The organism is Deinococcus sp. AJ005, from assembly GCF_009017495.1.
GTDB lineage: Bacteria > Deinococcota > Deinococci > Deinococcales > Deinococcaceae > Deinococcus.
The window spans coordinates 781568-802875 of the sequence record NZ_CP044990.1; the positions used below are offsets into that span (position 1 = coordinate 781568).

Genomic DNA, 21308 nt, shown 5'->3' on the forward strand with positions numbered 1-21308 from the left:
GGCAGGCGTTCAGCGGCGCGTCAGCGCGATCTGGTAGGTGTTGGTGGGCTTGTCGTCCTTGGCCTTGGGATCGTCGTGGATGTCGAAACTGGTCAGGGCCACGTAATAGGTGCCTGTGGTGGGCACGTTGAAGCGGATCTCGGATTCCAGGTCTGCGCCCCCGTCATCGTCTTTTTCCAGCACCGTCTTGCCGTCGGCCAGCAGAATTTCCACGTAGGGGTCCAGCGTACTCTTGGGATCGATGCTGGTACTCTTGACCGTTAGCTTGAGCATGTCGCCCGCCGTGGCCGTGAACTTGAAGTAGTCCATGTCGCGGTCCTGACCGCCGATGAAGCCGTTGATCGGCGTACCGATGTTCAGGAGGGTGGACGCCGCCACGCTGTCGTTGGGTTCATTGGGGTCGATATCAACTTTCACAGTCGCGGTGGCTTCTGCACTGTTGCCCGCCGCGTCACTGGCCACCGCACGGTAGGTCAATGTGCTAGAGGCCGTGCCAGGCACCGTGTCGGTGACCGTATAGGGGGCCGTTGTGTCCTCATTGACCAGAGTGGTGCCCCGGTAGAAGCTGACTTTGAAGACGCCCACATTGTCGCTTGCGGTGGCCGTCAGGGTCACGGTGCCGCCGGGCTGCACGTTGCTGGGAGACGCCGTCAGGGTGACGGTGGGTTTGGTGGTGTCGCCGGACTGAGGCGTCTCCGAGCCTCCGCAGGCCGTGAGCAGCAACCCGGTCAGGGCCAGAAGTGCGAGGGGTGAGGTCCTCTTCATATGATCTCCTTGAAGCTGGACTCCAACGCGTGGGGTCCGTCAGGTGAAAGGCTGATAAGCGTCAGGTCAAGGCGGCAACCGGGCAGGCCCCTGGGGGCTTTCTCCTGGGTCTGAGGGCTTGAACCGAGATCAAGCTGTTTGTAGGACGGGGGCAAGATAGCGCGTGGTTTCCAGGTGAGCAACCCCTGCTCAGGCTCTCATCATTCGGGTCTCACGGAAAAGTCTGCCAGGAGCATGCTCACGGTGCCGATCATCCTGCCCGGAATTACGCAAACGCGCCCGAACCTGAATGACACAGGGGTTCGGGCGCGCTTTCAGAAGGAAGAAGCCTTCAGGAGAGGGGCTTTATGAAAAGCTCAGTTGGTTTTGGCGAGTTTCAACTGATACTTGTTGAAGGGGCCGCCGTCATCGCCCGTGGCGGTGGCAATGTTGTAGCTGGTCACGGCCAGATAGTAGGTGCCTGCCGCCTTGATCGTAAAGGTCACCTCGGAGTCGGAGTCGATCCGGGGGTCGCCCCGGTCATCGTTGTCGGCCAGCGTCTTGCCGTCCGGGCCGAGCAGGAAGAGGTAGGAGTCGAGCGATCCACCTAGTTGACCGGCAGCCAGGACGTCGGCCTTGATCTGGTCGCCAGCGGCGGCGGTGAACTTGAAGACGTCAAAGTCGTTGGGCGTGCCGTAGATATAGGCGGTCTGGGTGGTCTGACCGTAGGCGATGGCCTTGGCGGTGTCCAGCGAGTCGTTAGGCTCGTAGGGGTCCGCTGGATTGAAGTCCGGAGAAGCGGCCGTCAGGGTCACGTCCTTCATATCTGGATTGACCCGCGTGGAGCCGGAGGTTGCGGTCAGGCTCCCGACATAGGTTCCACGGTCGTCTTGCAAGCCGCCGGTGATGTTCAGGTCTGCTCCAGCCACGTACAGGTCGTACTCACCCGGCGCGATCTCTGCGAAGGTGGCGTTCCCCTGTGCGTCGGTGGTGGACAGGTACAGTGGAGTGGGGTCATCGGTGGCCCCGGCGCGCATGCCCTTGCCGCGCAGGATCACGTCACCTAGCACGCCGGGTTTCTGACCGCCGCTGTCGGCGTAGGTCACGTTGATCTTGACATTGGCTCCCTTGGCGGGCAGTTTGTCGCAGGTCGTCAGGGTCTTGGCGATGTTTCCGGCGTTCAGTGCGCCCCAGCCGGTGTCGCGGTCAAAGCCGGTGGGGTTGGAGCCGATGGTGTTGTTGGCTGTCGTTTCCAGCATGCGGCGCACCTGGTAAGGCGTGGCTGCCGGGCATTTCTGGTAGACCAGCGCGGCCACCCCGGCGGTGTACGGGCTGGAGAACGAGGTGCCGGAGATCAGTTCGTGCCCGCCGCCCAGCCAGGTGGGGTTGGCCAGCATGGTGTCCTGACCGGGGGCCGAGGACGAGATGTGACGGCCCATGGTCGAGAAGGTGGTCCTGCGGTTGCTGCCGTCCAGCGCGCCCGAGGCAATCACGCCGGGCAGGGCGGCGGGGTACTGGAACTCGTCGTAGTAGCTGTTGCCCATCGAGGCCACCACGGACGTGCCGTTACTCATGGCATAGTCAAAGGCGTCCTTGACCGCTCCGAAGGTGACGCCGCCGCCCCAGGAGTTGTTCAGCACTCGCGCGCCGTTGTTGGTGGCCCACACGGCCCCAAGCGCGATGTAAAACGAGGAGTAGAACTCGTTTTCGGTGGTGGCTGCCGGGTTGATCACCACGGGCATCCACTTGGCCCCTGGCGCGACGCCCACGATGCCCTTGCCGTCCTTGACTGCCACGATGCTGGACGCCACGAAGGTGCCGTGCGAGGCGAAGTTGCTGGCGGAGTCCTTGACCCATTCGGCGGCGTTCGTGTACACCTTGTTCAGTAAGGGGTTGTATGCCTTGCCCGCCCAGTTGGCGGCCAGATCGGGTTGAGAAACGTCGCCGGGATCGTCCAGCACGGCCACCACCACGCCGGTCCCGTCCAAGCCGGCGTCCCAGGCGGCCTTGGCGTTCAGGTGGCGTGGGTCCAGGGCGTACTGCGGCAGTTCATCGAAGATCTGATCGGCAGAGGCGGCCTGGGCGTTCAGGCTGGCTGCGCCCTGGACGGCAGGCGGTGTTTCGCCCGTCACGATCTGGTTGGGCTGGGCGTAACGCAGACCGGGCAAGCGGAAAGCCTGCGAGCTGACCTTCAGGCTGTCGCCGCTGACGCGCAGCAGGGCCACCCGGATCTCGGGGATCGTCGCCACCACGGTGGCGTTCAGGGTGGAGGCGGCCCGGCTCAGGCTGGCGTCGTCGGTGTAGCCCACCATTAGCTCGTTCTGGACGTACTTGAGCTTGCCGCTCTGGGCCACCGTGGCGTGTTCGCTGAGATCGGCCTTGGGCGTGGTGGCCGCCACTGAGGTGGTTCCAGGGGTCTGCTGTCCGCAGGCAGCCAGAAGGGCAGTGAGGGCCACCATGCCGAGGGTGCAGTTGAGGTTGTGCCGGGAGGGTTTGTGCATGAATGCTCCTTGGAAGCGCGGGAAAGCGCCGGAAGTAGGAATGCGCTGAAGGCGGGGCGCACCTCAGCGCTGTTCTGAGGGCGGTTCTGGTGGTCAGCTCCGGTGTTGTGAACCTGCGGTGGGCACGGCCCTAGTTCACCCGGCGCTGGCCACCCTGGCGCTTATTGCTGGCCCGTGATGAAGTCGAAGTTCTGGTTGAGGGGACGGGTGGCCGGAATGGGCTGGGTGGTGCTGCTGGGCCAGGCGTACACCGAGTAGGCGCTGACGCGGTTTCCCTCTGCGGGCAGGTACTTGTAGGCGTAGCCCGCGTACATCTGCCACTTGTAGGGGCGCAGCGATTGCAGGGCGGGAATCCCCAGTTCGGTGAGGGGGATGCTGACGCTGTGGGCAGCGCTGTCCACCGGGAGCCGCTTGGGCTTGCTCTTGTCGAGGACCCCAGCCGTATCGGTGTAGACGGTGTTCTTGGTCAGGCCCGAGGTGTAGACCAGGGTCTGGCCCACGGCAACGCCGTTGCCTGCGTCTCCGGTGCCCTCTTCCACCCGGAACAGGCCCAGGGTATTGGCCACTGCCGGATTGCCGGGCATGTTGTAGCCGTTGCCGCTATACAGGTCGCGCAGTTGCAGGTTGTAGCCCGCGCCGTCCGCGCCAATCGCCAGTTGCGGGCTGCCGATCACGAAGGTGGGGGTTAGCGACACACCCGTCGTCTCGTCGCCGGGGGCCAGCAGTTTGGGCATGAACGCGGCCAGCGGGGTGGTCTGGGTGGTGTTGCTGGCGGCGGTGTTGGCGCCGCGCGCCATGACTCGGTAGGTAAAGGTCTTGCCCACGCTCAGATCGGCGCTGTTGTCACGGTAGAAGAAGGGACGGGAGAGCTGGTTGGCCGGGCATGACGCGCTCGTGCCGCCTGCCACGGTGCCCACCTTGCTGAAGGTGGTGCCATCTGCCGAACGCTCGATGTCGAAGGCGAAGGGCGCGGCGTCGGCATTGCACCAGCGCAGTTCTACGAAGACGCCCGATCCGTTAGGGGCTGCGTCGCCTATGGGCGTAGTCGCGTCCGCGCCGGGCAGGCTGTACGGCTGGGTCCAGGAACCTTCCTGTTTGAGGGTATAGGCAATGGCGGCGGCGTTCTTGGGGGCCGTCACGGTTGCGGCAGCCTCCTTGGCCGTGTTTTTCAGGGTGATCGGCACGAGGTACAGCGAGTAGTTGTAATTGTAATCGACGACCAGAACTTCCAGATTGAGCTTCTCGCCAGCGGCGCTGCCGAAGCCCTTGATGAAGTTGGGGGTTTCGGCGCTGGGCAGGGTCACGGCCCCGGACGTGGGCGGCGTCAACAGGTCCTGCTGCGGAGTGAAGAACCATTTGCCGTCCAGCGACGATCCTGCCACGCTGCCGGAGCCGGGCGTGCGGCCCAACTGGGCGTACATCACGCGCACCGGTCCCACATGGTTGGAGTCGGCGGCCCCGGTAATTTTAAAGTCCACCGTGTCGGTGAAGGTGGTGTCTGCCAGCGGCGTTTTGCCGTCGGCGCGCGTCAGCACCAGCTTGGCCCCGTCCGTTGTGGCGCTGGTCTCGAAGGCTGGTGGCTGGATCATGCGGACCTTGACGGTCCCGTCCGTGACCACCAGACCGTGCAGATCGAATCCCGCCAGACCCGCCTTGCGTGCCTGGAGATCATAGGTTCCGGCGGGCAACTGCGGCGCATTGAACGTGCCGTCGGCCCCGCTGGTCACCGTGCTGTACGTCTTGCCGCCAGACATCACGGTGATGGTGCTGCCCGCCACCGGCGCGCCGATGTTCTGATCGACGACGATGCCCTGGATCACGCCTTTGCCCAACGGCACACTGGTCACGCTGACCGTGGCGCTGGCTTCCGCGCTGTTGCCCGCCGCGTCGCTGGCTACCGCGCGGTAGCTCAGGGTGCCGCTCGCTGCGCCGTCTACCGTGTCGGTGGCAGTGTAGGGGGCCGTGGTGTCCTCGTTGATCAGGGTGGTGCCCCGGTAGAAGCTGACCTTGAAGACCCCCACATTGTCGCTTGCGGTGGCCGTCAGGGTGACGGTGCCGCCCGGCTGCACACTGCTGGGCGAGGCCGTCAGGGTGACGGTGGGCTTGGTGGTGTCGCCGGGCTGAGGCGTCTCCGAACCTCCACAGGCCGTGAGCAGTAACCCGGTGAGGGCCAGAAGTGCGAGGGGTGAGGATCGCTTCATGTGATCTCCTTTAGACCAGTCTCTGGACGGCTTGAGTGGTCAGGTGGGTGCCTGTGGGCAGCGCAGAATGAACACAGGCCAATGAACGCGGCGGGGCGTTCGCATGAGACTGTGACGCTTGATGATCTGTATCAAGCTGTTTATGGGACGGAGGCACGATAGCGCGTGACGTTCAGGTGAGCAAGCGCTTTCAATGGTCTCATCTTTGGTCCCCTGAGAGACCCTGGCAAATGCAAAATTGATTTTACGCAAACTGTACGCATGCCAGCTTTGGCGAACCCTCGTGCGAAATGATGGGTTCATGAATAATAGGGCTGCTTCTCACCCGGACGCCGCTTATCCTGGGACCATGCGTAAGCTCCTGCCCGGTCTCCTTCTTCTTCCCCTGACGCTGGCTGCCTGCGGGCAACAGGGGGTCAAGGCCCCTGCCGACTACGCCCTGAGCGGCAGCATCGGCGGCGACTGGGGCGCGTCTCCCCGGCTGCGGCTGGCGCTGGTGGGAACTGGCGTACCGGTGGCCGTGACCAACGACAGCGCCATTGCCCAGAATGTGGTCGGCACAGGGGCGAACTCCTGGCAGTACGGCTTCGATCTGCCGAACATTCCCGGTGTGGCGGGCGTGTATCAGGTGGTGGCCTATAACGACGCCAACAACGACGCGCGCCTGAGCCTGGGCGAGACGGTGGCGCGCAACCGCCTGTGGCTGGTCTTCAGCCCGGCGGGTGGTACGTTCGGCCCCTTCGAGCTGCCCGACAACTGGCCTGGCGGTGGGACCGAACTGCTGCTCCAGATGACCGTCTCGCGCGGCTGGAACCTGTATGACCGTTCTCAAGTACTGGGAGACGGCAACCCGCGCGCCGTCACGAAGATCACGGGCTACGACATCAGCCGCTGATCCGCCTGACGGCTGCTGAAGACGATTTCGGGGCCGCAACGTCGGTCCTGACGCTTTTCTCGTGGCCGTGTGCGTCTAGCTTGGGAGCATGAAAACACCCGCTCTCCTGTTTCCACTTCTGCTCGGCGCGGCTGTTCTGAACGCGCAGGCCGGGGCGCAGTCCGCCGCCGCCCTGGCAAAGGTGGACGTGGCCGACATGGGCATCCAGAAGGCCCGCGAGAAGAAATATCCCGGCAGCGCCCTGAAGGTGCTGACCAATCTGCGTGCGGGGGCCAACTACTCGCGGCAGGTGGTGTCGTATCAATCCGGCGGCCTGAGCATCCGCGCCCTGCTGACTGTTCCCACGGGCACACCGCCAAAAGGGGGCTGGCCTGCCATCGTGTTTAACCACGGCTATGTTCCGCCGAACGTCTACCGCACCACCGAGCGCTATGTGGCGTACCAGGACGCTTTTGCCCGCGCGGGCTTCGTGACCCTCAAGAGCGATTACCGGGGCCACGGCAGCAGCCAGGGCGAGGCGCTTGGCGGCTATTACTCCCCTGGCTACACCGACGACGTGATGAACGCGCTGGGTAGCCTCAAGCGCGACGGGCGGGTCAATGCGGCGCGCATCGGCATGTGGGGGCACAGCATGGGCGGTTTCCTGACCCTGCGGGCGATGGTGATCGCTCCGGGCGATATCAAGGCCGGGGTGATTTGGGCCGGGGTGGTGGGCGATTACAACGCCATGATGACCCAGTGGAACAGTCCGGTGCCCGCCAGCATCCCGCAGGGCGTGCTGAACCTCCGCAGGACGGCGGTGGCAAAGTACGGCACGCCCGCCAGCAATCCCAAATTCTGGAATTCGCTCAGCGCCAACAGCTACCTCAAAGATCTGAAAGGCCCCCTCCAGCTTCACATCGGCACGGCGGACGAGGACGTGCCGGTGGTCTTTCATACGGCGCTGAGCAGGAACCTCAAGGCGATCGGCAAGCCGGTGCAGAGTTACGTCTATCCGGGCGACAACCACAACCTGTCCCGCAACCTGCAAACGGCCCTGAACCGCAGCGTGCAGTTCTTCAAGGATAACCTCTGAAGCCATGCGACGACTGATCAATTTTGCCGTCCTGCTGCTGGTGCTGGGCGCGGGCTACATCGCCGTGACGCAGCCGGAGAACCTGCCGTTCAGGGTGCCGTGGCAGGCGCAGACAGCCCCAACTCTGCCACAGGCGTTCCTTCCGCCCTCCGATACCACCGTGCAGACTGGCCCCCTGGGAAGGGTCACCGACGCGGCCATCGAGACCCTCGTGGCCCGCCAGTCCATCAGCATTCCGGCACTGCGGGCACGCGAGTATCTGGGCAGCAAACTCAGCGTGGTGCGGAATCTCAATCCGGGGGGCAACTACAGCCGTCAGGTGGTGTCCTATCAATCCGACGGCCTGAAGATCTTTGCTCTGCTGACCGTTCCCACGGGTACGCCGCCAAAAGGGGGCTGGCCCGCCATCGTGTTCAACCACGGCTACATTCCGCCGGACGAGTACCGTACTACCGAGCGTTACGTGGCCTACCAGGACGCCTTCGCGCGGGCGGGGTACATCACCCTCAAAAGCGATTACCGGGGCCACGGCGACTCCGAGGGCACGGCGCTGGGCGGCTACAACGATCCCGGTTACACCGTGGACGTGCTGAACGCTGCCGCCAGCCTCAAGGCGGACCAGCGTGTGAACCGGGCGCGCATGGGCCTGTGGGGGCACAGCATGGGCGGCCAACTGAGCCTGCGCGCCATGTTGGTGGACCCGGACCTGAAGGCCGCCTCGCTGTGGGCAGGGGTGATGGCCAGCTACGACATCCTGGCCACCGACTGGAATCCCCCCAGCGGCGAGCCGAAACCGATGCTGGACACCCTTAACCGCCGTTATCTGCGCGCCCTGAGTCCCAACGCCTACCTGCAGGAATTGGACGGGCGGCCCCTTCAGCTTCACCAGGGCACCGCCGACAGGGAGGTGCCCTACAGCTTTCAGAAAGACTTCGCCGCTGATCTGCGGGCTGCCCGGCAGCGGTTCACGGCCTACGAGTACCCTGGCGATAACCACAACCTGAGTGGCAATCTGCGGCTGGCCCTGGACCGCAGCGTGGCGTTTTTCAAGGAAAATCTATGAGGCGATGGCCTCTGCGTGCCGTTTTGGACGCCTAAAATGCTTCTGCTACAGCGTCCGTGAAAAAGAATTCTGGTTCTTCCCGTTTCGGATATACCCTGCCTCTTTTCGCTAAAGCGCACACGGCTAACCTCTGCCCATTGACGTGGCCCCCGTGCTGGGCTATGATTCTCGCCGTGCTGAAAAGCACCCCTTGAAAGGGCGGCGGACACACTAGAAAAAAGTGAATGCTGAAGGTGTGGCCCCATCGTCTAACGGTTAGGACACTACCCTTTCAAGGTAGCGATACGGGTTCGAATCCCGTTGGGGTCACCAACTTGAGCCTCCGCCTCGGCGGGGGTTTTTGCTTTGCATGTACGCTGTCTATCGCGGTTTTGCGGGCGCACGTTGACACCCCGCCGCGCCCTTGCTAGATTAACTGCCGCCTGTTCGGTTACGGACGCGCGGAAATGAATGGTGTGCGGGTGTAGCTCAGTTGGTTAGAGCGCACGCCTGATAAGCGTGAGGTCCCCAGTTCAAGTCTGGGCATCCGCACCAGCGAAGAGAGAACCCCGTCCAGTACGGGGTTTTTTCGTTTTTGGAAATCCAGCCCGGACACTGGAGACGCCTGCATACTGGCAGGGAGCGTAGGGCTATATGCACGGTGGGGGAGGAGAAGCCGTCTCTCACTTCTCCTCCCCCACGGTTCTATCTATTGCTGCTACCTCGGCAGCACGCTCGTTCCCATCAAATACTGATCGATAGACCGCGCCGCCTGCCGTCCCTCGCGGATGGCCCAGACCACCAGACTCTGCCCGCGCCGCATGTCCCCCGCAGCAAACACGCCGGGGAGGTTGGTGACGTAGCCGCCCTCTTCCTCAGTTCCGGCCATCGCGTTGCCGCGCGTGTCCTTGTGGATGCCGAAAGCGTCGACTACGCTGCCCATCGGACTGATGAAACCCATCGCCAGCAGCACCAGCTCTGCCGGGTGGATTTCCTCGCTGCCCTCAATTTCCTTGAGGTGGCCGTCCACCAGTTCGATGCGAACCGTTTTGACCCCAGTGAGCTTGCCGCCCTTGCCCACAAATTCCTTGGTGGCGATCGCAAATTCGCGCGTGACGCCCTCCTCGTGGCTGGAGCTGGTTCGCAGCTTGAGGGGCCAGTACGGCCAGACCAGCGGCTTGTTCTCGTGTTCGGGGGGTTGGGGCATCACCTCGAACTGGGTCACGCCCGCCGCGCCGTGGCGGTTGCTGGTGCCGACGCAATCGCTGCCCGTGTCGCCGCCGCCGATCACCACGACGTGTTTGCCGTCTGCACGCAGTTGCTTCTTGAGTTTGTCGCCCGCATTGACGCGGTTCTGGCCCGGCAGGAATTCCATCGCAAAATGCACGCCGTCCAGCTCGCGCCCTGGCACGGGCAAGTCGCGGGGCTGCTCCGCGCCGCCCGACAGCAGCACGGCATCGAATTCGGCGCGCAGCTCGTCGGGGGTCACAGTGGACTTGGCAAGGTTGGTGATGGTGCTTTTCTTGTCCCAGGCTCCCACCAGCACGCCCGTTTTGAAGGTCACGCCCTCGGCCTCCATCTGGGCCACGCGGCGGTCAATGTGGTGCTTTTCCATCTTGAAGTCGGGGATGCCGTAGCGCAGCAGGCCGCCCACACGGTCATTTTTCTCAAAGACGGTCACGGTATGTCCGGCGCGGGCCAGTTGCTGCGCCGCTGCCAGTCCCGCCGGGCCGCTGCCGATCACGGCCACCGTCTTGCCCGTCTTGACCTGCGGCGGCTGCGGCCTGACCCACCCTTCCTGCCACGCGCGCTCGATGATCGCCAGCTCGATGGATTTGATGCCCACCGGATCGTCGTTGATGTTCAGCGTGCAGGCGGCCTCACACGGTGCGGGGCAGATGCGGCCTGTGAACTCCGGGAAGTTATTGGTGCTGTGCAGCGTTTCGATGGCCGAGAGCCAGTCGTTCTCGTACACCAGATTGTTGAAATCGGGAATGATGTTGCCCACCGGACAGCCGTTGTTGCAGAACGGGATGCCGCAGTCCATGCAGCGCACCGCCTGTTTCTGGGCCGAGTCGCCCGCCAGCGGCAGTACGAATTCGGCGTAATTCTTGAGACGGGCATCGATGGGTTGGTACTTCTCTTTGACGCGGGGCTGTTCGAGAAAGCCGGTGATTTTGCTCATTAGGATGCCCTCCAAAGGGTCTGGGCTATGGAGCGTATGGAAAGAGGACGGTCTGATCTTTTTCCTCGTGGGAGAGGTGGAGTCACGCAGCATTAGGGGAGTGGACCGTTTGGTACCGAACCCGCGCCCTACTTCGTCAGCGTCCCCTGCCCGCCCTTGCGGCTCGGCCCGGCCTGCATGCTGGTCGTGTCGGCGGCCTGAACGGTTCCGGCCTCTTTCTGCGCGGCGGCCCGTTCCTTCAGCGCCCGCTGATATTCCAGTGGGAAGACCTTGACAAAGCGTTTGCGGGCGTTGTCCCAGTCGTCGAGGATGTCGCTGGCGATCACCGAACCCGTCCAGCGGTGGTGGCTCTCGATCAGGGTGCGGAGCTGGGTTTCGTCGGCCTCACCGCTGTGTAGGCTGGCGAGATCAGCACTCTGCATCTGTTCGTCGGCGGGCTGAACTTTGTGCAGGCTGACCATGCTGTGGTTGCACTTCTTCTCGAAGCTGCCATCCTCGTCATAGACGTAGGCGACGCCGCCGCTCATGCCTGCTGCGAAGTTGCGCCCGGTCTGGCCGAGGACAACCACCGTGCCGCCCGTCATGTACTCGCAGCCGTGATCGCCGGTGCCTTCCACCACGGTTTTTGCCCCGCTGAGGCGCACGGCGAAACGCTCTCCAGCCACGCCGCGCAGGAACGCCTCGCCTGCGGTTGCGCCGTACAGGGCGGTGTTGCCGGTGATGATGTTCTGGCGGGCGTCGCCCCGGAATTCGATGCTGGGGCGCACCACCACACGCCCGCCGCTCAGGCCCTTGCCCGCATAGTCGTTGGCGTCGCCGATCAGGTACAGCGTGAGACCAGGGGCCAGGAACGCGCCGAAGCTCTGGCCACCGGTGCCTTCCATCTGGATGAACACCGTCTGATCGGGCAGTCCTTCCGGGCGCACGCGGATCAGCTCGCCGGAGAGCATCGCGCCCACCGAGCGGTTGACGTTCCGCACGTCCTGAAGGAAATGCACCCGCTCGCCCTTCTCGATGGCGGGGCGGCATTTCTCGATCAGGATGCGGTCCAGCGCCCCCTCCAGCCCGTGATCCTGCGTCCCCGTGTGGCGGCGGCCCACGTCGGGCAAGTCGGCGCGGAAGAACAGGCGGCTGAAATCCAGGCCCTGCGCCTTCCAGTGATCGATCCCGGCGCGGGTGTCCAGCAGGTCAGAGCGCCCGATCAGCTCGTCAAAGCTGCGGATGCCCAGCGAGGCCATGATGGCGCGCACTTCCTCGGCCACGAAGAAGAAGTAGTTGATGACGTGTTCGGGCTTGCCGGTGAAGCGGGCGCGCAGCACCGGGTCCTGCGTCGCCACCCCTACCGGGCAGGTGTTCAGGTGGCACTTGCGCATCATGATGCAGCCCTGCACTACCAGCGGCGCGGTGGCGAAGCCGAACTCGTCCGCACCCAGCAGGGCGGCCACCACCACGTCGCGCCCGGTCTTGAGCTGTCCGTCGGTCTGCACGCGCACGCGGTCCCGCAGGCGGTTCAGCACCAGGGTCTGCTGCGTCTCGGCCAGCCCCATTTCCCAGGGCGTCCCAGCGTGCTTGATGCTGCTCCAGGGAGATGCGCCCGTGCCGCCGTCATGCCCGGCGATGACGATGTGATCGGCCTTGCACTTGGCGACGCCTGCCGCCACGGTGCCGACGCCGACTTCCGAAACCAGCTTCACAGAGATGTCGGCGCGTGGATTGACGTTTTTCAGGTCGTGGATCAGTTGCTTGAGGTCCTCGATGGAATAGATGTCGTGGTGCGGCGGCGGGCTGATCAGACCCACGCCGGGCACGCTGTGGCGCAGGTAGCCGATGTACTCGCTGACCTTGCCGCCGGGGAGCTGCCCGCCCTCACCGGGTTTCGCGCCCTGCGCCATCTTGATCTGGATTTGATCGGCGCTGCCCAGATAACCCGTGGTGACGCCGAAGCGCCCGGAGGCCACCTGCTTGATCTTGGAACGCAGCGAATCGCCGGGTTCCAGCGGGTAATCCACCTCCACGCGGCTGGCTCCCAGGATTCCGGCCAGCGTCTCGCCCTCACCAATCGCCTCGCCGCGCAACTCGCGCTCGTAGCGGGCCGGGTCCTCGCCGCCCTCCCCGGTGTTGGACTTGCCGCCAATCCGGTTCATGGCGACGGCCAGGGTGGTGTGCGCCTCGGTGGAGATGGAACCCAGCGACATCGCCCCGGTGGCAAAGCGTTTGACGATCTCGGCGGCGGATTCGACTTCCTCAATCGACACTGGCGTCGCCTCTGCCGTCTTGAATTCGAACAGGCCGCGCAGGGTCATGTGGCGCTTGCTCTGATCGTTAATAATCCGGGCGTATTCCTCGTAGGTGGACGCGGAACCGCTGCGGGTGGCGTGTTGCAGCTTGGCAATGGCGTCCGGGGTCCACATGTGTTCCTCACCGCGCACGCGCCACGCATACTCGCCGCCCGCGTCCAGCCCGCGCGCCAGCAGCGGGTCTGCGCCGAAGGCTGCCGCGTGGGTCCGCAGGGCTTCCTCGGCCACCTCGAAGATGCCGATGCCGCCGATCTGCGTGGCCGTGCCCCGGAAATACTTCTCCACGAAATCGGTTTGCAGGCCCATTGCCTCGAACAACTGCGCGCCGCAGTACGACATATAGGTGCTGACACCCATCTTGGACATGATCTTGCTCAGGCCCTTGCCGATGGCCTTGATGTAATTCCGCATGGCCTTGGCCGGGGAAATGTCGCTCAGGTTAGGCATTCCGGGAATTTCGGTATGCAGGTTGATCAGCGTTTCCAGTGCCAGATACGGGTGGATGGCCTCCGCCCCATAGCCCGCCAGCGCGGCGAAGTGATGCACCTCGCGGGCGTCCCCGGTTTCCACCACCAGCCCGACTTTCATCCGCAGGCCCGCCTTGACCAGATGGTGATGCACGCTGGAGAGCGCCAGCAGCGACGGAATCGCCACGCGCTCCCTGTCTACCCGGCGGTCACTGATGATGATGATGTTGTGGCCGCCCTCGATGGCGTCCACCGCCCACGCGTTGATCGTGGCGATCTTGGCCTCGATGCCGCGTGCGCCCCAGTCGGAGGGATAGGTGATGTCCAGCTCGTAGGCGCTGAACTTGCCGCGCGTATGTTCGCTGATGGAGCGGACGCGCGCCATGTCGTCGAAATCCAGGATGGGCTGCGCGACTTCCAGGCGCATCTGCGGGTTGACCGCGTTGATGTCCAGCAGGTTGGGGCGCGGCCCGACGAAGGACCGCAGGCTCATGACCACCGATTCGCGGATCGGGTCAATCGGGGGGTTGGTGACCTGCGCGAACAGTTGCCGGAAGTACGAGTACAGCGGCTTGCTGCGCGCCGATAGCACGGCCAGCGGCGAGTCGTTGCCCATCGAACCCAGGCCCTCCTCGCCGGATTTCGCCATCGGCCCCATCAGGAACTTGAGGTCTTCCTGGCTGTAGCCGAACGCCTGCTGTCGGTCCAGCAGCGACTCGCTGAACTGACCCACGGTGCCGGTGTCCTCGGCGTCGGCCAGCGGGACACGGGTGTTGTCCACCCACTGGCGGTACGGCTTGGCTGAAGCGTACTGGTTCTTCAGTTCGGCGTCCTCGACGATGCGCCCGGCTTCCAGGTCCACCATGAACATTTTTCCAGGCTGCAAGCGCCACTTCTTGACAATGCGGCTTTCGGGAATCGGCAGCACCCCGGACTCGGAGGCCAGGATCACCAGATCGTCGCGGGTCTGGATGTAACGCGCGGGGCGCAGGCCGTTGCGGTCGAGCATCGCGCCCACCTGCCGCCCGTCGGTAAAGACCATCGCGGCGGGGCCATCCCAGGGTTCCATTAAAGCCGCGTGGTACTCGTAAAAGGCGCGGCGGCGGTCATCGATCAGGGGGTTGTCCTCCCACGCCTCGGGAATCATCATCATGGCGGCGTGGGCCATCGGGTAGCCCGCCAGCGTCAGCAGTTCCAGCGCGTTGTCGAAGGTGGCGGTGTCGGACTCGCCCTCGAAGGACACCGGGTAGATCTTCTTGAGGTCATCGCCCAGCACGGGAGAGGACATCACGCCCTCACGCGCGCGCATCCAGTTGAAGTTGCCCTTGACGGTGTTGATCTCGCCGTTGTGGGCCACCATGCGGTAGGGGTGCGCCAGTTGCCACTCGGGAAAGGTGTTGGTAGAAAACCGCTGGTGGACGAGGGCCAGCGCTGAAATCACAGACTGATCCTGCAAGTCGAGGTAATACTCGCCCACCTGCGTCGCCAGCAGCAGGCCCTTATAAATCACCGTTCGGCACGACATGCTGGGCACGTAATATTCCGCCCCGTGTGTGAAATTCAGCGCGCGGATGGCATTGCTGGCGCGGCGGCGGATCACGTACAGCTTGCGCTCCAGCGCGTCGGGCACCAGGGTGTCTGGCCCGGCCCCGATAAAGATCTGGCGGATCACCGGTTCCTTTTCGCGCACGGTGGGACTCATGGGCATCTCGCGGTTCACCGGCACGTCGCGCCAGCCCAGCACCAACTGGCCCTCGGCGAGAACGGCCCGCTCCAGTTCCTGCTCGCAGGCCCGGCGCGAGGCGATTTCCTTGGGCAAAAAGATCATGCCCACGCCGTAATCCCCAGCGGGGGGCAGCGTCACGTTCTGCAAGGCCATCTGCGCGCGGTAGAACTCGTCGGGAATCTGGATCAGCAGGCCCGCGCCGTCGCCCATCAGCGCGTCTGCGCCCACCGCACCCCGGTGATCGAGGTTTTCCAGAATCTTGAGACCCTGCTCGATGATCGAGTGGTGCTTGAGACCCTTGATGTGTGCGACAAAACCCACCCCGCAGGCGTCGTGTTCGCGGCCCGCGTACAGACCGTGCTGCCGCGCCGCCTCGATCTCTTCACGGGAGGGGGGCCGTGAAGGAGGCACGCCCTGAGGGGAAGTTTGAGGTTGAGGCTGGCCCGGAAGGTTCCGGTCGGTGTTGTTCGGCATAGGCACGCTCCTGTTTCTGGGAATGACAGCCCACCCGCTGTGGGCGAGACTTCATGGAAATCACCATACAGTGGGGTGCATTTTCATGCAGGACGTTGTTTATAACGCGCCCGGCATACATTTGGCCTGTCGGATGTCAGGTGGAGGCCAATTCTGGCATTCTGTCTGGCAGGAATGGAAATTCTGGCCCGATTCTGAAGACGCCGAGTCGGGAATGAATTCTGTCTGGGGTCTCAGCGGCGAGGGTCCCTGGCCGCGTCTGGAGACAAATGAAGCAGGCTCTCCAGTGTTGCTGCTGGAGAGCCTGGAACCAGACCAGACTGGGCTGAGCTTTTGCTGCGGTTTTCCTTTAAGAATCAGTTCGCGGCGGGAACTGCGGCAGGCACCAGCCAGATCACGGCGCGGGCGTCGTTCAGACCCGTTAGCAGCACGCGGGGGGTGAAGTTGCCCGATTGCAGACCCAGCGCCGTGTTGTAGCGGGTCAGGCTGGTGGCGGTCAGGGTGTACAGGTTGCCGTCGGGGGCCAGGGTAATGTCGCGCAGGTCGGCCACGGACGCCACGGTGGAGGCCGCCCGGCTGGCGTTGCCGTCCCAGATCAGCAGCGGCTGGGCGTTCTGGTTGCTCAGGACGCTACTGCGCCACGCGGCCAGCAGATTCTGGCTTCCGGCGGTGCCGCTCCACAGGCGGTCAAAGCGTCGGGCACCGAAGGCGGCCAGGGCTGCGCCGTCTGGAAGACCCGTGGCCGACAGCTTCTGCACCCCGGTATCCGTGGCGGCCAGCAGACCCGCGTTGTAGGCCACCAGATCACGGATGGCGGGCGTGGGCAGGGGATCGCTGACCACGGCCACCGTGTCGCCCACGTTCTGAAGCGCGGCGCGCAGAACCTCGCTGCCGCCGCCCAGGCGCGGGCGGGCCACCACGCCCACGTCCCCGCTCACGGCCAGCCGCACGGGTGGAACATCGGTCCCTGGTGCGGGCGGCAGAAAGGTGGGCAGCGGGGCGGTCCAGATCAGGGTGCCGCCCGCGCTGTACAGCGCCAGTTGCTGCGGGCCGTTATCGCACTGGCTCAGGGTCAGCAGGCGGTCCCGCGCGGCGCTACTGGCCGTCTGGATCAGGCAGACAGGTGTGAATGGTGGTGTGACGAAGGGCTGGGGATCAGCCAGATCGCTGCTGCGGCTCTCTATCCCGGTTTTTAGCGTCAGGGCCAGCCGTTGACCGCTGGGCAGCGAGTTGAGAGTCACGCCGCCGATCACCGGGACGGTTTTATCAGCGTTGACGGGTGCGGAGCTGCTGTCGGCGTTGGGGGTCACGGTCCGCAACGTCGCGCCGCCGTCGGTGAGCAGGGCCACGCGCAGGGCCACCTGCGGTTCCTCGGTGCCGGTACAGGCCACCAGCAGGGCGGGGGTCAGGCACAGAGCGGTCAGGCGGACCAGTGATCTAGTGGGGAATTTAGTCGGGGATTTCATGGATTTGTCCTCTGGTTTGCAGGAGTGCCGCGCTGACATGTGAAGTGAAGAGGAAGACGCTGGCTCAGAAAAACTGGTGCAGGCGGTTCTTCTTTTCCTTGCCTCCCAGACTGAGCAGACTACGGCGTGCTGGGGTTCAGCAGCGGCACTTTGGCCCCGTCCGGCGTCAGATCAAACAGGGGGTACTGCGTCTGACCGGGCAGGCCCACCGACAGGCGGTAACGCCGCAGGCCCAGATCGGCCTCGGCCTGGATCGCCCAGCAGCAGCGGTCGATGGTCAGCCCGATCACCGGAGACAGCGGCGTGGGATTCTGGGGCACGCCATCGAGCCAGATAAAAGTCTGCCGCAGGCTGGCGGTGACATATGCGCCGGGCGCTTCGCCCTTGCGGCCAATGCCCAGGCTGACCCGCAGGGGACTGAGGCTCAGGTAATCGGTGGCGATGTCATCGGGATAAAGGCCGCTGCGGTTGCGGTAGTACTGCACGTTGCCCGACAGCGCCGCGCGGCTGCCGAACTGGATGTTGGCGTCCAGTTGCGCCTGGGCCAGCTCGGTGCGGAACTGGTCCAGGCCGGGGGTGTTGACGGTGGCCGACAGCGCCAGCCGCTGTCCGGGCCGGGTCACGCTCAGGCTGCCCGTGGCGGCGGGCCGGGTAAAGCCGCCGCGCACCAGATCGTAGGGGCCGCCGTAGGTCAATTGCCAGTCGTTGGCGCTGCCGTTTACCGTGCCGACGCTGAAACTCACGTTGCCGCTGTTCGGCGAGCTGCCGGGGACCGGGTTGGGGTCCACCGGGCGGTTCAGGAGCAGGTCATGTGCGGTAGACAGCCTGTAACGCGCCCGCCACGTCAGGCTGGCGTTGCCCACGACGCGCCCGGTGGGTGGGTACAGCGTCTCGCTGGCCGAGAAAGTGATGGGATTAAGAACCGCGTCACGCCCCACCGAGGCGTTGATGGTGGCCCCCACCTCGTCGATCTGGGGCAACTGAATGTCGTGGGTAGCGTAAGCGCTGATCGAGTCCGCGCGGGTGGCCCCGGTCACGGTGGCCCGCAGCGTAAAGGGCGAGTACCCATTGATGCGCGAGTAGCTGCCCGAGGCAGTCAGGGTCAGGTCCGGCGCAGGCCACGCGCTGCTGCGCCGCAGATAAGCGGGCCGGGCGGGGACGGCGGGACTGTACTCGGTGGCCTCGCGGGCGGGCTGGGCATCCACCGGGGTCAGCGTGCCGGAACCCGAATCGCCCACCGTCGCGTTGTACGAGAAGGTTTCCAGCTCCTTGGTAAAGGGCTGATAGCCCAGTTGCGCGCTCAGGCTCAGCGGCAGGCGGTTCACGTTGACGCTAAAGAGGGCGGGGGCCTGCAAGTCGGGGGCCAGGAACAGGTCGCGCTGGAGCAGCACGCCGAAACTCACGTCCTTGACCGGCACGGTACTCAGGTTCAGGGTCAGCGGGGCGCTCAGCAGGCGTCCGTTCACGGCGTCGAAGGAAAAGGGGCTGGTGCCCTCGCGCCGCAGGTAGCCCACGCCGAAGGTCACAGTGTTGGTGGTGTTGAAGCGCTGGGTGAGCTGGGCGTTCAGGTTCAGGTCCACGGTCCTGGCCCCGGTGCCGTAGTAACGCCCGGTAAAGGTGTTGCCCAGTGCCAGATCGGCATTCGTCCACGGCTGGGCGGTGTAGGCCAGGGCGTGCTGTTCCTCCAGCCGGGTGGTGGCGATGTTCTTGCCCTGTGCAGTGGCGCTGGGCGACAGCGGGTTGCTCTGGGCGCTGTAGCTGCCTGCCGTCAGGCGCGTGTCGGCGCTGAACGTTCCGTTGGTGTAGGGCTTGGGGTCCAGCACCACCTCGGCCTTGCGGTACGGCGAATAGATGCCGTCCGTCGGCTCCGGCCCGAAGCGGTTCAGGTAAGAGAATTCCGCCGAGAACAGCGGATATTCCACCTTCGCCCCAAAATCCACCCGTGTCACGCCACGTTCAGCCGCCGTCTCGCTCAGGCCGATGTCCTGGCGGGTCACGTTCAGGCGGTAGTCCAGATCGCGCACGGCTAGCGACAGCGGCACCCGGCCCGTCACGCCAAAGTTGATGTCGATGTCGTAGCCGGAGTTGGGGGTGCCGTCCGCGTTCAGGGGTTTGGGGTCCGCCAGCGTGTACAGGTTGATCCGGTCCACAAAGGGCAGCGGCGCGTACGAACGCAGGGCCACGCCCGCGCCCACGCTGGGGCTGCGGTTCTGGTAGTAGCGCAGCAGAGTGGTGCCCAGCGTGCTGCCGCCAATCGAGAACGGCAGATCGGCCTCCACCGTGTAGCCGTCCACCGAATCCTGCCCGATCAGCAGGCGGGGCTGGCGTTCGGGATCGTTCAGCGGGATCACGATCACGGGCAGGAACAGCACCGGCACGTCGGCCAGCAACAGTTGTGCGCGGTAGGCCACCAGCCGGTCACCGGGATACACGATCAATCGTTCGGCGCGGAAGGCGTAATCGTTGGGCGTGCGCCCGCACTTGGCGCAGGTGGTGAAATAGCCCCCGGTGGCGCGCAGTTGGCCCGGAATACGCTCGACTTCCTGCCCCCGGATTTCCAGATCGGCGTCGCTGATCAGCACGTCCTGCCCGGTCACCTGCTCGTCGCCCAGTTCCACCACCAGATTCTCGCCGCTGAGGTCCTGGCCGTCCTTGGCGCTCTGGTAACTGGCCGCGCCCACCAGGGTCAGCGTGCGGCGGGTGCGGTTGTATTCCACCCGTTTGGCCTTCACCACGTCGTCGTCCACACGCAGCTCCACATTTGCGCCGCTGATGACCACCAGTTCCTGTCCATCCACCTGCCGCAGTTCCAGCGTGTCCGCCGAGATGATCTTGACCGTGCGGGCCTCTGCACCGCCCAGCACGGCGGTTCCCAGGAGACCCAGGGTGAGGACGGCGTTGCGGGCCAGCTTGTGAAGGCTGCTCTTCTTCCTGGGAGTCTGGTTTTTAGGAATCTGGCGTGGCCTTTCTGGTCCCTTCCGGCTCCCGAAGCTCACTGGGCGGCCCCACTGGCTTGAGGGGCCAGGGTCTGTGCCACCAGGGGTGCTGCCGAGGGCAGGCGGAAGCTGCTTGCCAGCACTGACCCTCCCGTTCCCGGCTTGTCGGCCAGGATGCTCAGGCTGGTGCCGGGGTAATAGAAGCCCAGGATATGCAGGTGGTTCTGCCCGGCCCGCGCCAGCCCCAGCGCGCCGTACTGCGACAGGCCCACGCCATGCCCCGCGCCGCTGCCTGTCAGGACCAGTGGCCCCTGTCCACCGCTGAGGCCGCTCAGTTTGACCCGCGTGCCCGGCGCGCCCAGTGAGCGCACGAAGCCGCCCGCGTTGGCTCCCGTGATGCGGGCTGTGCCGCCATCCCCGCTGACGGTAACTTCCTCCGGCCTGCCCGACTTGCTCAGGCGGGTGATGGTCACGGCTTTCAGGCTACCGACGCGTGCGCCGTAGCGGGCGGCAACAGTTCCCACCTGTGCCGCCGTGGCCTCGATTCGCCACCCGCCGCGCGGCCCTCCCGCCGAATAGGGATCAGCCTGTGCCTGCAAGTACGGCAGCGCCGTGCCCCAGACCTCCGCGCTGGAGGCGGTAAATCCCCCGGAGTCGCTGCTGAAGTAGGTGCTGGCTGGCTTGCCAGAGAAGGCGATCACCTGGGCGCGGGTGATGGCAATGACCGTGTCCGTCGCGGCCTTCTCGGCTTTGAGTCCGGGGTAGACCTGACAGCTCTCGGTGGCGCAGGTGTCGTAGGGGGCCGCCGGGTTGATGCGGGCGGCCACATAGGTCCGCGCAATGACCGCCTGGGCGGCCAGCGCGGCGGCGGGCCACGAGGCAGGCATCTCGGCAGGCACCACCGCGCGCAGGTAATCCTCGATGCCCACCACATTCACCCCCTGCACGCCGCCGTCCTGTACGCGCAGCAGCACGCCGCCCCGGTAGGGCTTGCCCGCAATCTCCACCACGCTGCCGGGGCTGGGCGGCAGATACAGCACTGGGTTGCCCGCCCCCCGCCCGTTCAGCGTGAGCTGCCCGCCGGACACCCCCACCGTCCAGGTGGTGACCGGCGACGGCGCCACTGGTGACAGAGGTGCCGGACGCCCCAGCGGTGTGCCAGTGTCCGGCCCGGTCCCCGCCTGGGTCACGCGCACCGTCAACTGCGGGGCGGCGGCCACCAGCACCCGCACGTTCAGCGCGGTGACTGGGGCAGCGGCAGTGGGGGCCAAGGTGAGGGGAGCAGGAGCCGTGAAAACA

Annotated in this window: 11 protein-coding genes and 2 tRNA genes; 5 read left to right on the plus strand and 8 right to left on the minus strand. The window is 65.1% G+C overall.

Annotated features, from left to right (window positions below; all coding sequences use genetic code 11):
- Positions 1–9 precede the first annotated feature (9 nt).
- From DAAJ005_RS05675 to DAAJ005_RS05685, 3 genes are all read right to left on the minus strand, one after another.
- Entirely contained in the window at positions 10–765 is a 756-nt protein-coding gene (locus DAAJ005_RS05675) for an Ig-like domain-containing protein (RefSeq protein ID WP_151846266.1), read from the minus strand.
- Positions 766–1121: 356 nt separating this feature from the next.
- Positions 1122–3245 carry a S8 family serine peptidase gene (locus DAAJ005_RS05680; RefSeq protein WP_151846267.1) on the minus strand — a complete coding sequence of 708 codons (2124 nt, stop codon included), beginning with the start codon at positions 3243–3245 and terminating at the stop codon, positions 1122–1124.
- A 161-nt stretch (positions 3246–3406) separates the two neighbouring features.
- Positions 3407–5446 (minus strand): carboxypeptidase regulatory-like domain-containing protein, encoded by a 2040-nt coding sequence (locus tag DAAJ005_RS05685; RefSeq protein WP_151846268.1) that lies wholly within the window; start codon positions 5444–5446, stop codon positions 3407–3409.
- 349 nt (positions 5447–5795) lie between these two features.
- Between DAAJ005_RS05685 and DAAJ005_RS05690 the strand changes: the two genes are divergently transcribed.
- The 5 genes from DAAJ005_RS05690 to DAAJ005_RS05710 all read left to right on the plus strand — a co-directional run bounded on the left by DAAJ005_RS05690 (position 5796) and on the right by DAAJ005_RS05710 (position 9013).
- The gene (locus tag DAAJ005_RS05690; RefSeq protein ID WP_151846269.1) at positions 5796–6341 is read left to right on the plus strand and encodes a hypothetical protein; all 546 of its coding nucleotides are present in this window, start codon (positions 5796–5798) and stop codon (positions 6339–6341) included.
- An 88-nt stretch (positions 6342–6429) separates the two neighbouring features.
- A complete protein-coding gene (locus DAAJ005_RS05695; RefSeq protein ID WP_151846270.1) occupies positions 6430–7416 on the plus strand; it encodes a S9 family peptidase in 987 nt (328 codons plus the stop codon).
- Positions 7417–7420: 4 nt separating this feature from the next.
- On the plus strand, positions 7421–8479 hold the full coding sequence (locus tag DAAJ005_RS05700; RefSeq protein WP_151846271.1) for a S9 family peptidase: 1059 nt from the start codon (positions 7421–7423) through the stop codon (positions 8477–8479).
- A gap of 237 nt (positions 8480–8716) precedes the next feature.
- Positions 8717–8791 (plus strand) — tRNA-Glu (locus tag DAAJ005_RS05705).
- A 145-nt stretch (positions 8792–8936) separates the two neighbouring features.
- A tRNA-Ile gene (locus tag DAAJ005_RS05710) sits at positions 8937–9013 on the plus strand.
- 163 nt (positions 9014–9176) lie between these two features.
- On the opposite strand, the gene DAAJ005_RS05715 is transcribed toward DAAJ005_RS05710, so the two are convergent.
- The 5 genes from DAAJ005_RS05715 to DAAJ005_RS05735 all read right to left on the minus strand — a co-directional run bounded on the left by DAAJ005_RS05715 (position 9177) and on the right by DAAJ005_RS05735 (position 21280).
- Positions 9177–10643, minus strand: coding sequence for a glutamate synthase subunit beta (locus DAAJ005_RS05715; protein WP_151846272.1), 1467 nt, complete (start codon positions 10641–10643; stop codon positions 9177–9179).
- A 128-nt stretch (positions 10644–10771) separates the two neighbouring features.
- Positions 10772–15607, minus strand: coding sequence for a glutamate synthase-related protein (locus DAAJ005_RS05720; RefSeq protein WP_151846273.1), 4836 nt, complete (start codon positions 15605–15607; stop codon positions 10772–10774).
- 356 nt (positions 15608–15963) lie between these two features.
- Positions 15964–17073: a hypothetical protein gene (locus tag DAAJ005_RS05725; protein ID WP_151846274.1), complete on the minus strand. Its 1110-nt coding sequence runs from the start codon at positions 17071–17073 to the stop codon at positions 15964–15966.
- Between the two features lie 119 nt (positions 17074–17192).
- A complete protein-coding gene (locus DAAJ005_RS05730) occupies positions 17193–20069 on the minus strand; it encodes a hypothetical protein (protein ID WP_226342588.1) in 2877 nt (958 codons plus the stop codon).
- The gene (locus DAAJ005_RS05735; RefSeq protein WP_226342589.1) at positions 20066–21280 is read right to left on the minus strand and encodes a SpoIID/LytB domain-containing protein; all 1215 of its coding nucleotides are present in this window, start codon (positions 21278–21280) and stop codon (positions 20066–20068) included. The genes DAAJ005_RS05730 and DAAJ005_RS05735 overlap by 4 nt, the downstream gene beginning before the upstream one ends.
- Positions 21281–21308: the final 28 nt, after the last annotated feature.

Excerpts from the sequence above, each read along its gene's own strand:
- DAAJ005_RS05675 (WP_151846266.1), bottom strand. The coding sequence starts at position 765 with ATGAAGAGGACCTCACCCCTCGCACTTCTGGCCCTGACCGGGTTGCTG.
- DAAJ005_RS05680 (WP_151846267.1), bottom strand. The coding sequence starts at position 3,245 with ATGCACAAACCCTCCCGGCACAACCTCAACTGCACCCTCGGCATGGTG.
- DAAJ005_RS05685 (WP_151846268.1), bottom strand. The coding sequence starts at position 5,446 with ATGAAGCGATCCTCACCCCTCGCACTTCTGGCCCTCACCGGGTTACTG.
- DAAJ005_RS05690 (WP_151846269.1), top strand. The coding sequence starts at position 5,796 with ATGCGTAAGCTCCTGCCCGGTCTCCTTCTTCTTCCCCTGACGCTGGCT.
- DAAJ005_RS05695 (WP_151846270.1), top strand. The coding sequence starts at position 6,430 with ATGAAAACACCCGCTCTCCTGTTTCCACTTCTGCTCGGCGCGGCTGTT.
- DAAJ005_RS05700 (WP_151846271.1), top strand. The coding sequence starts at position 7,421 with ATGCGACGACTGATCAATTTTGCCGTCCTGCTGCTGGTGCTGGGCGCG.
- DAAJ005_RS05715 (WP_151846272.1), bottom strand. The coding sequence starts at position 10,643 with ATGAGCAAAATCACCGGCTTTCTCGAACAGCCCCGCGTCAAAGAGAAG.
- DAAJ005_RS05720 (WP_151846273.1), bottom strand. The coding sequence starts at position 15,607 with ATGCCGAACAACACCGACCGGAACCTTCCGGGCCAGCCTCAACCTCAA.
- DAAJ005_RS05725 (WP_151846274.1), bottom strand. The coding sequence starts at position 17,073 with ATGAAATCCCCGACTAAATTCCCCACTAGATCACTGGTCCGCCTGACC.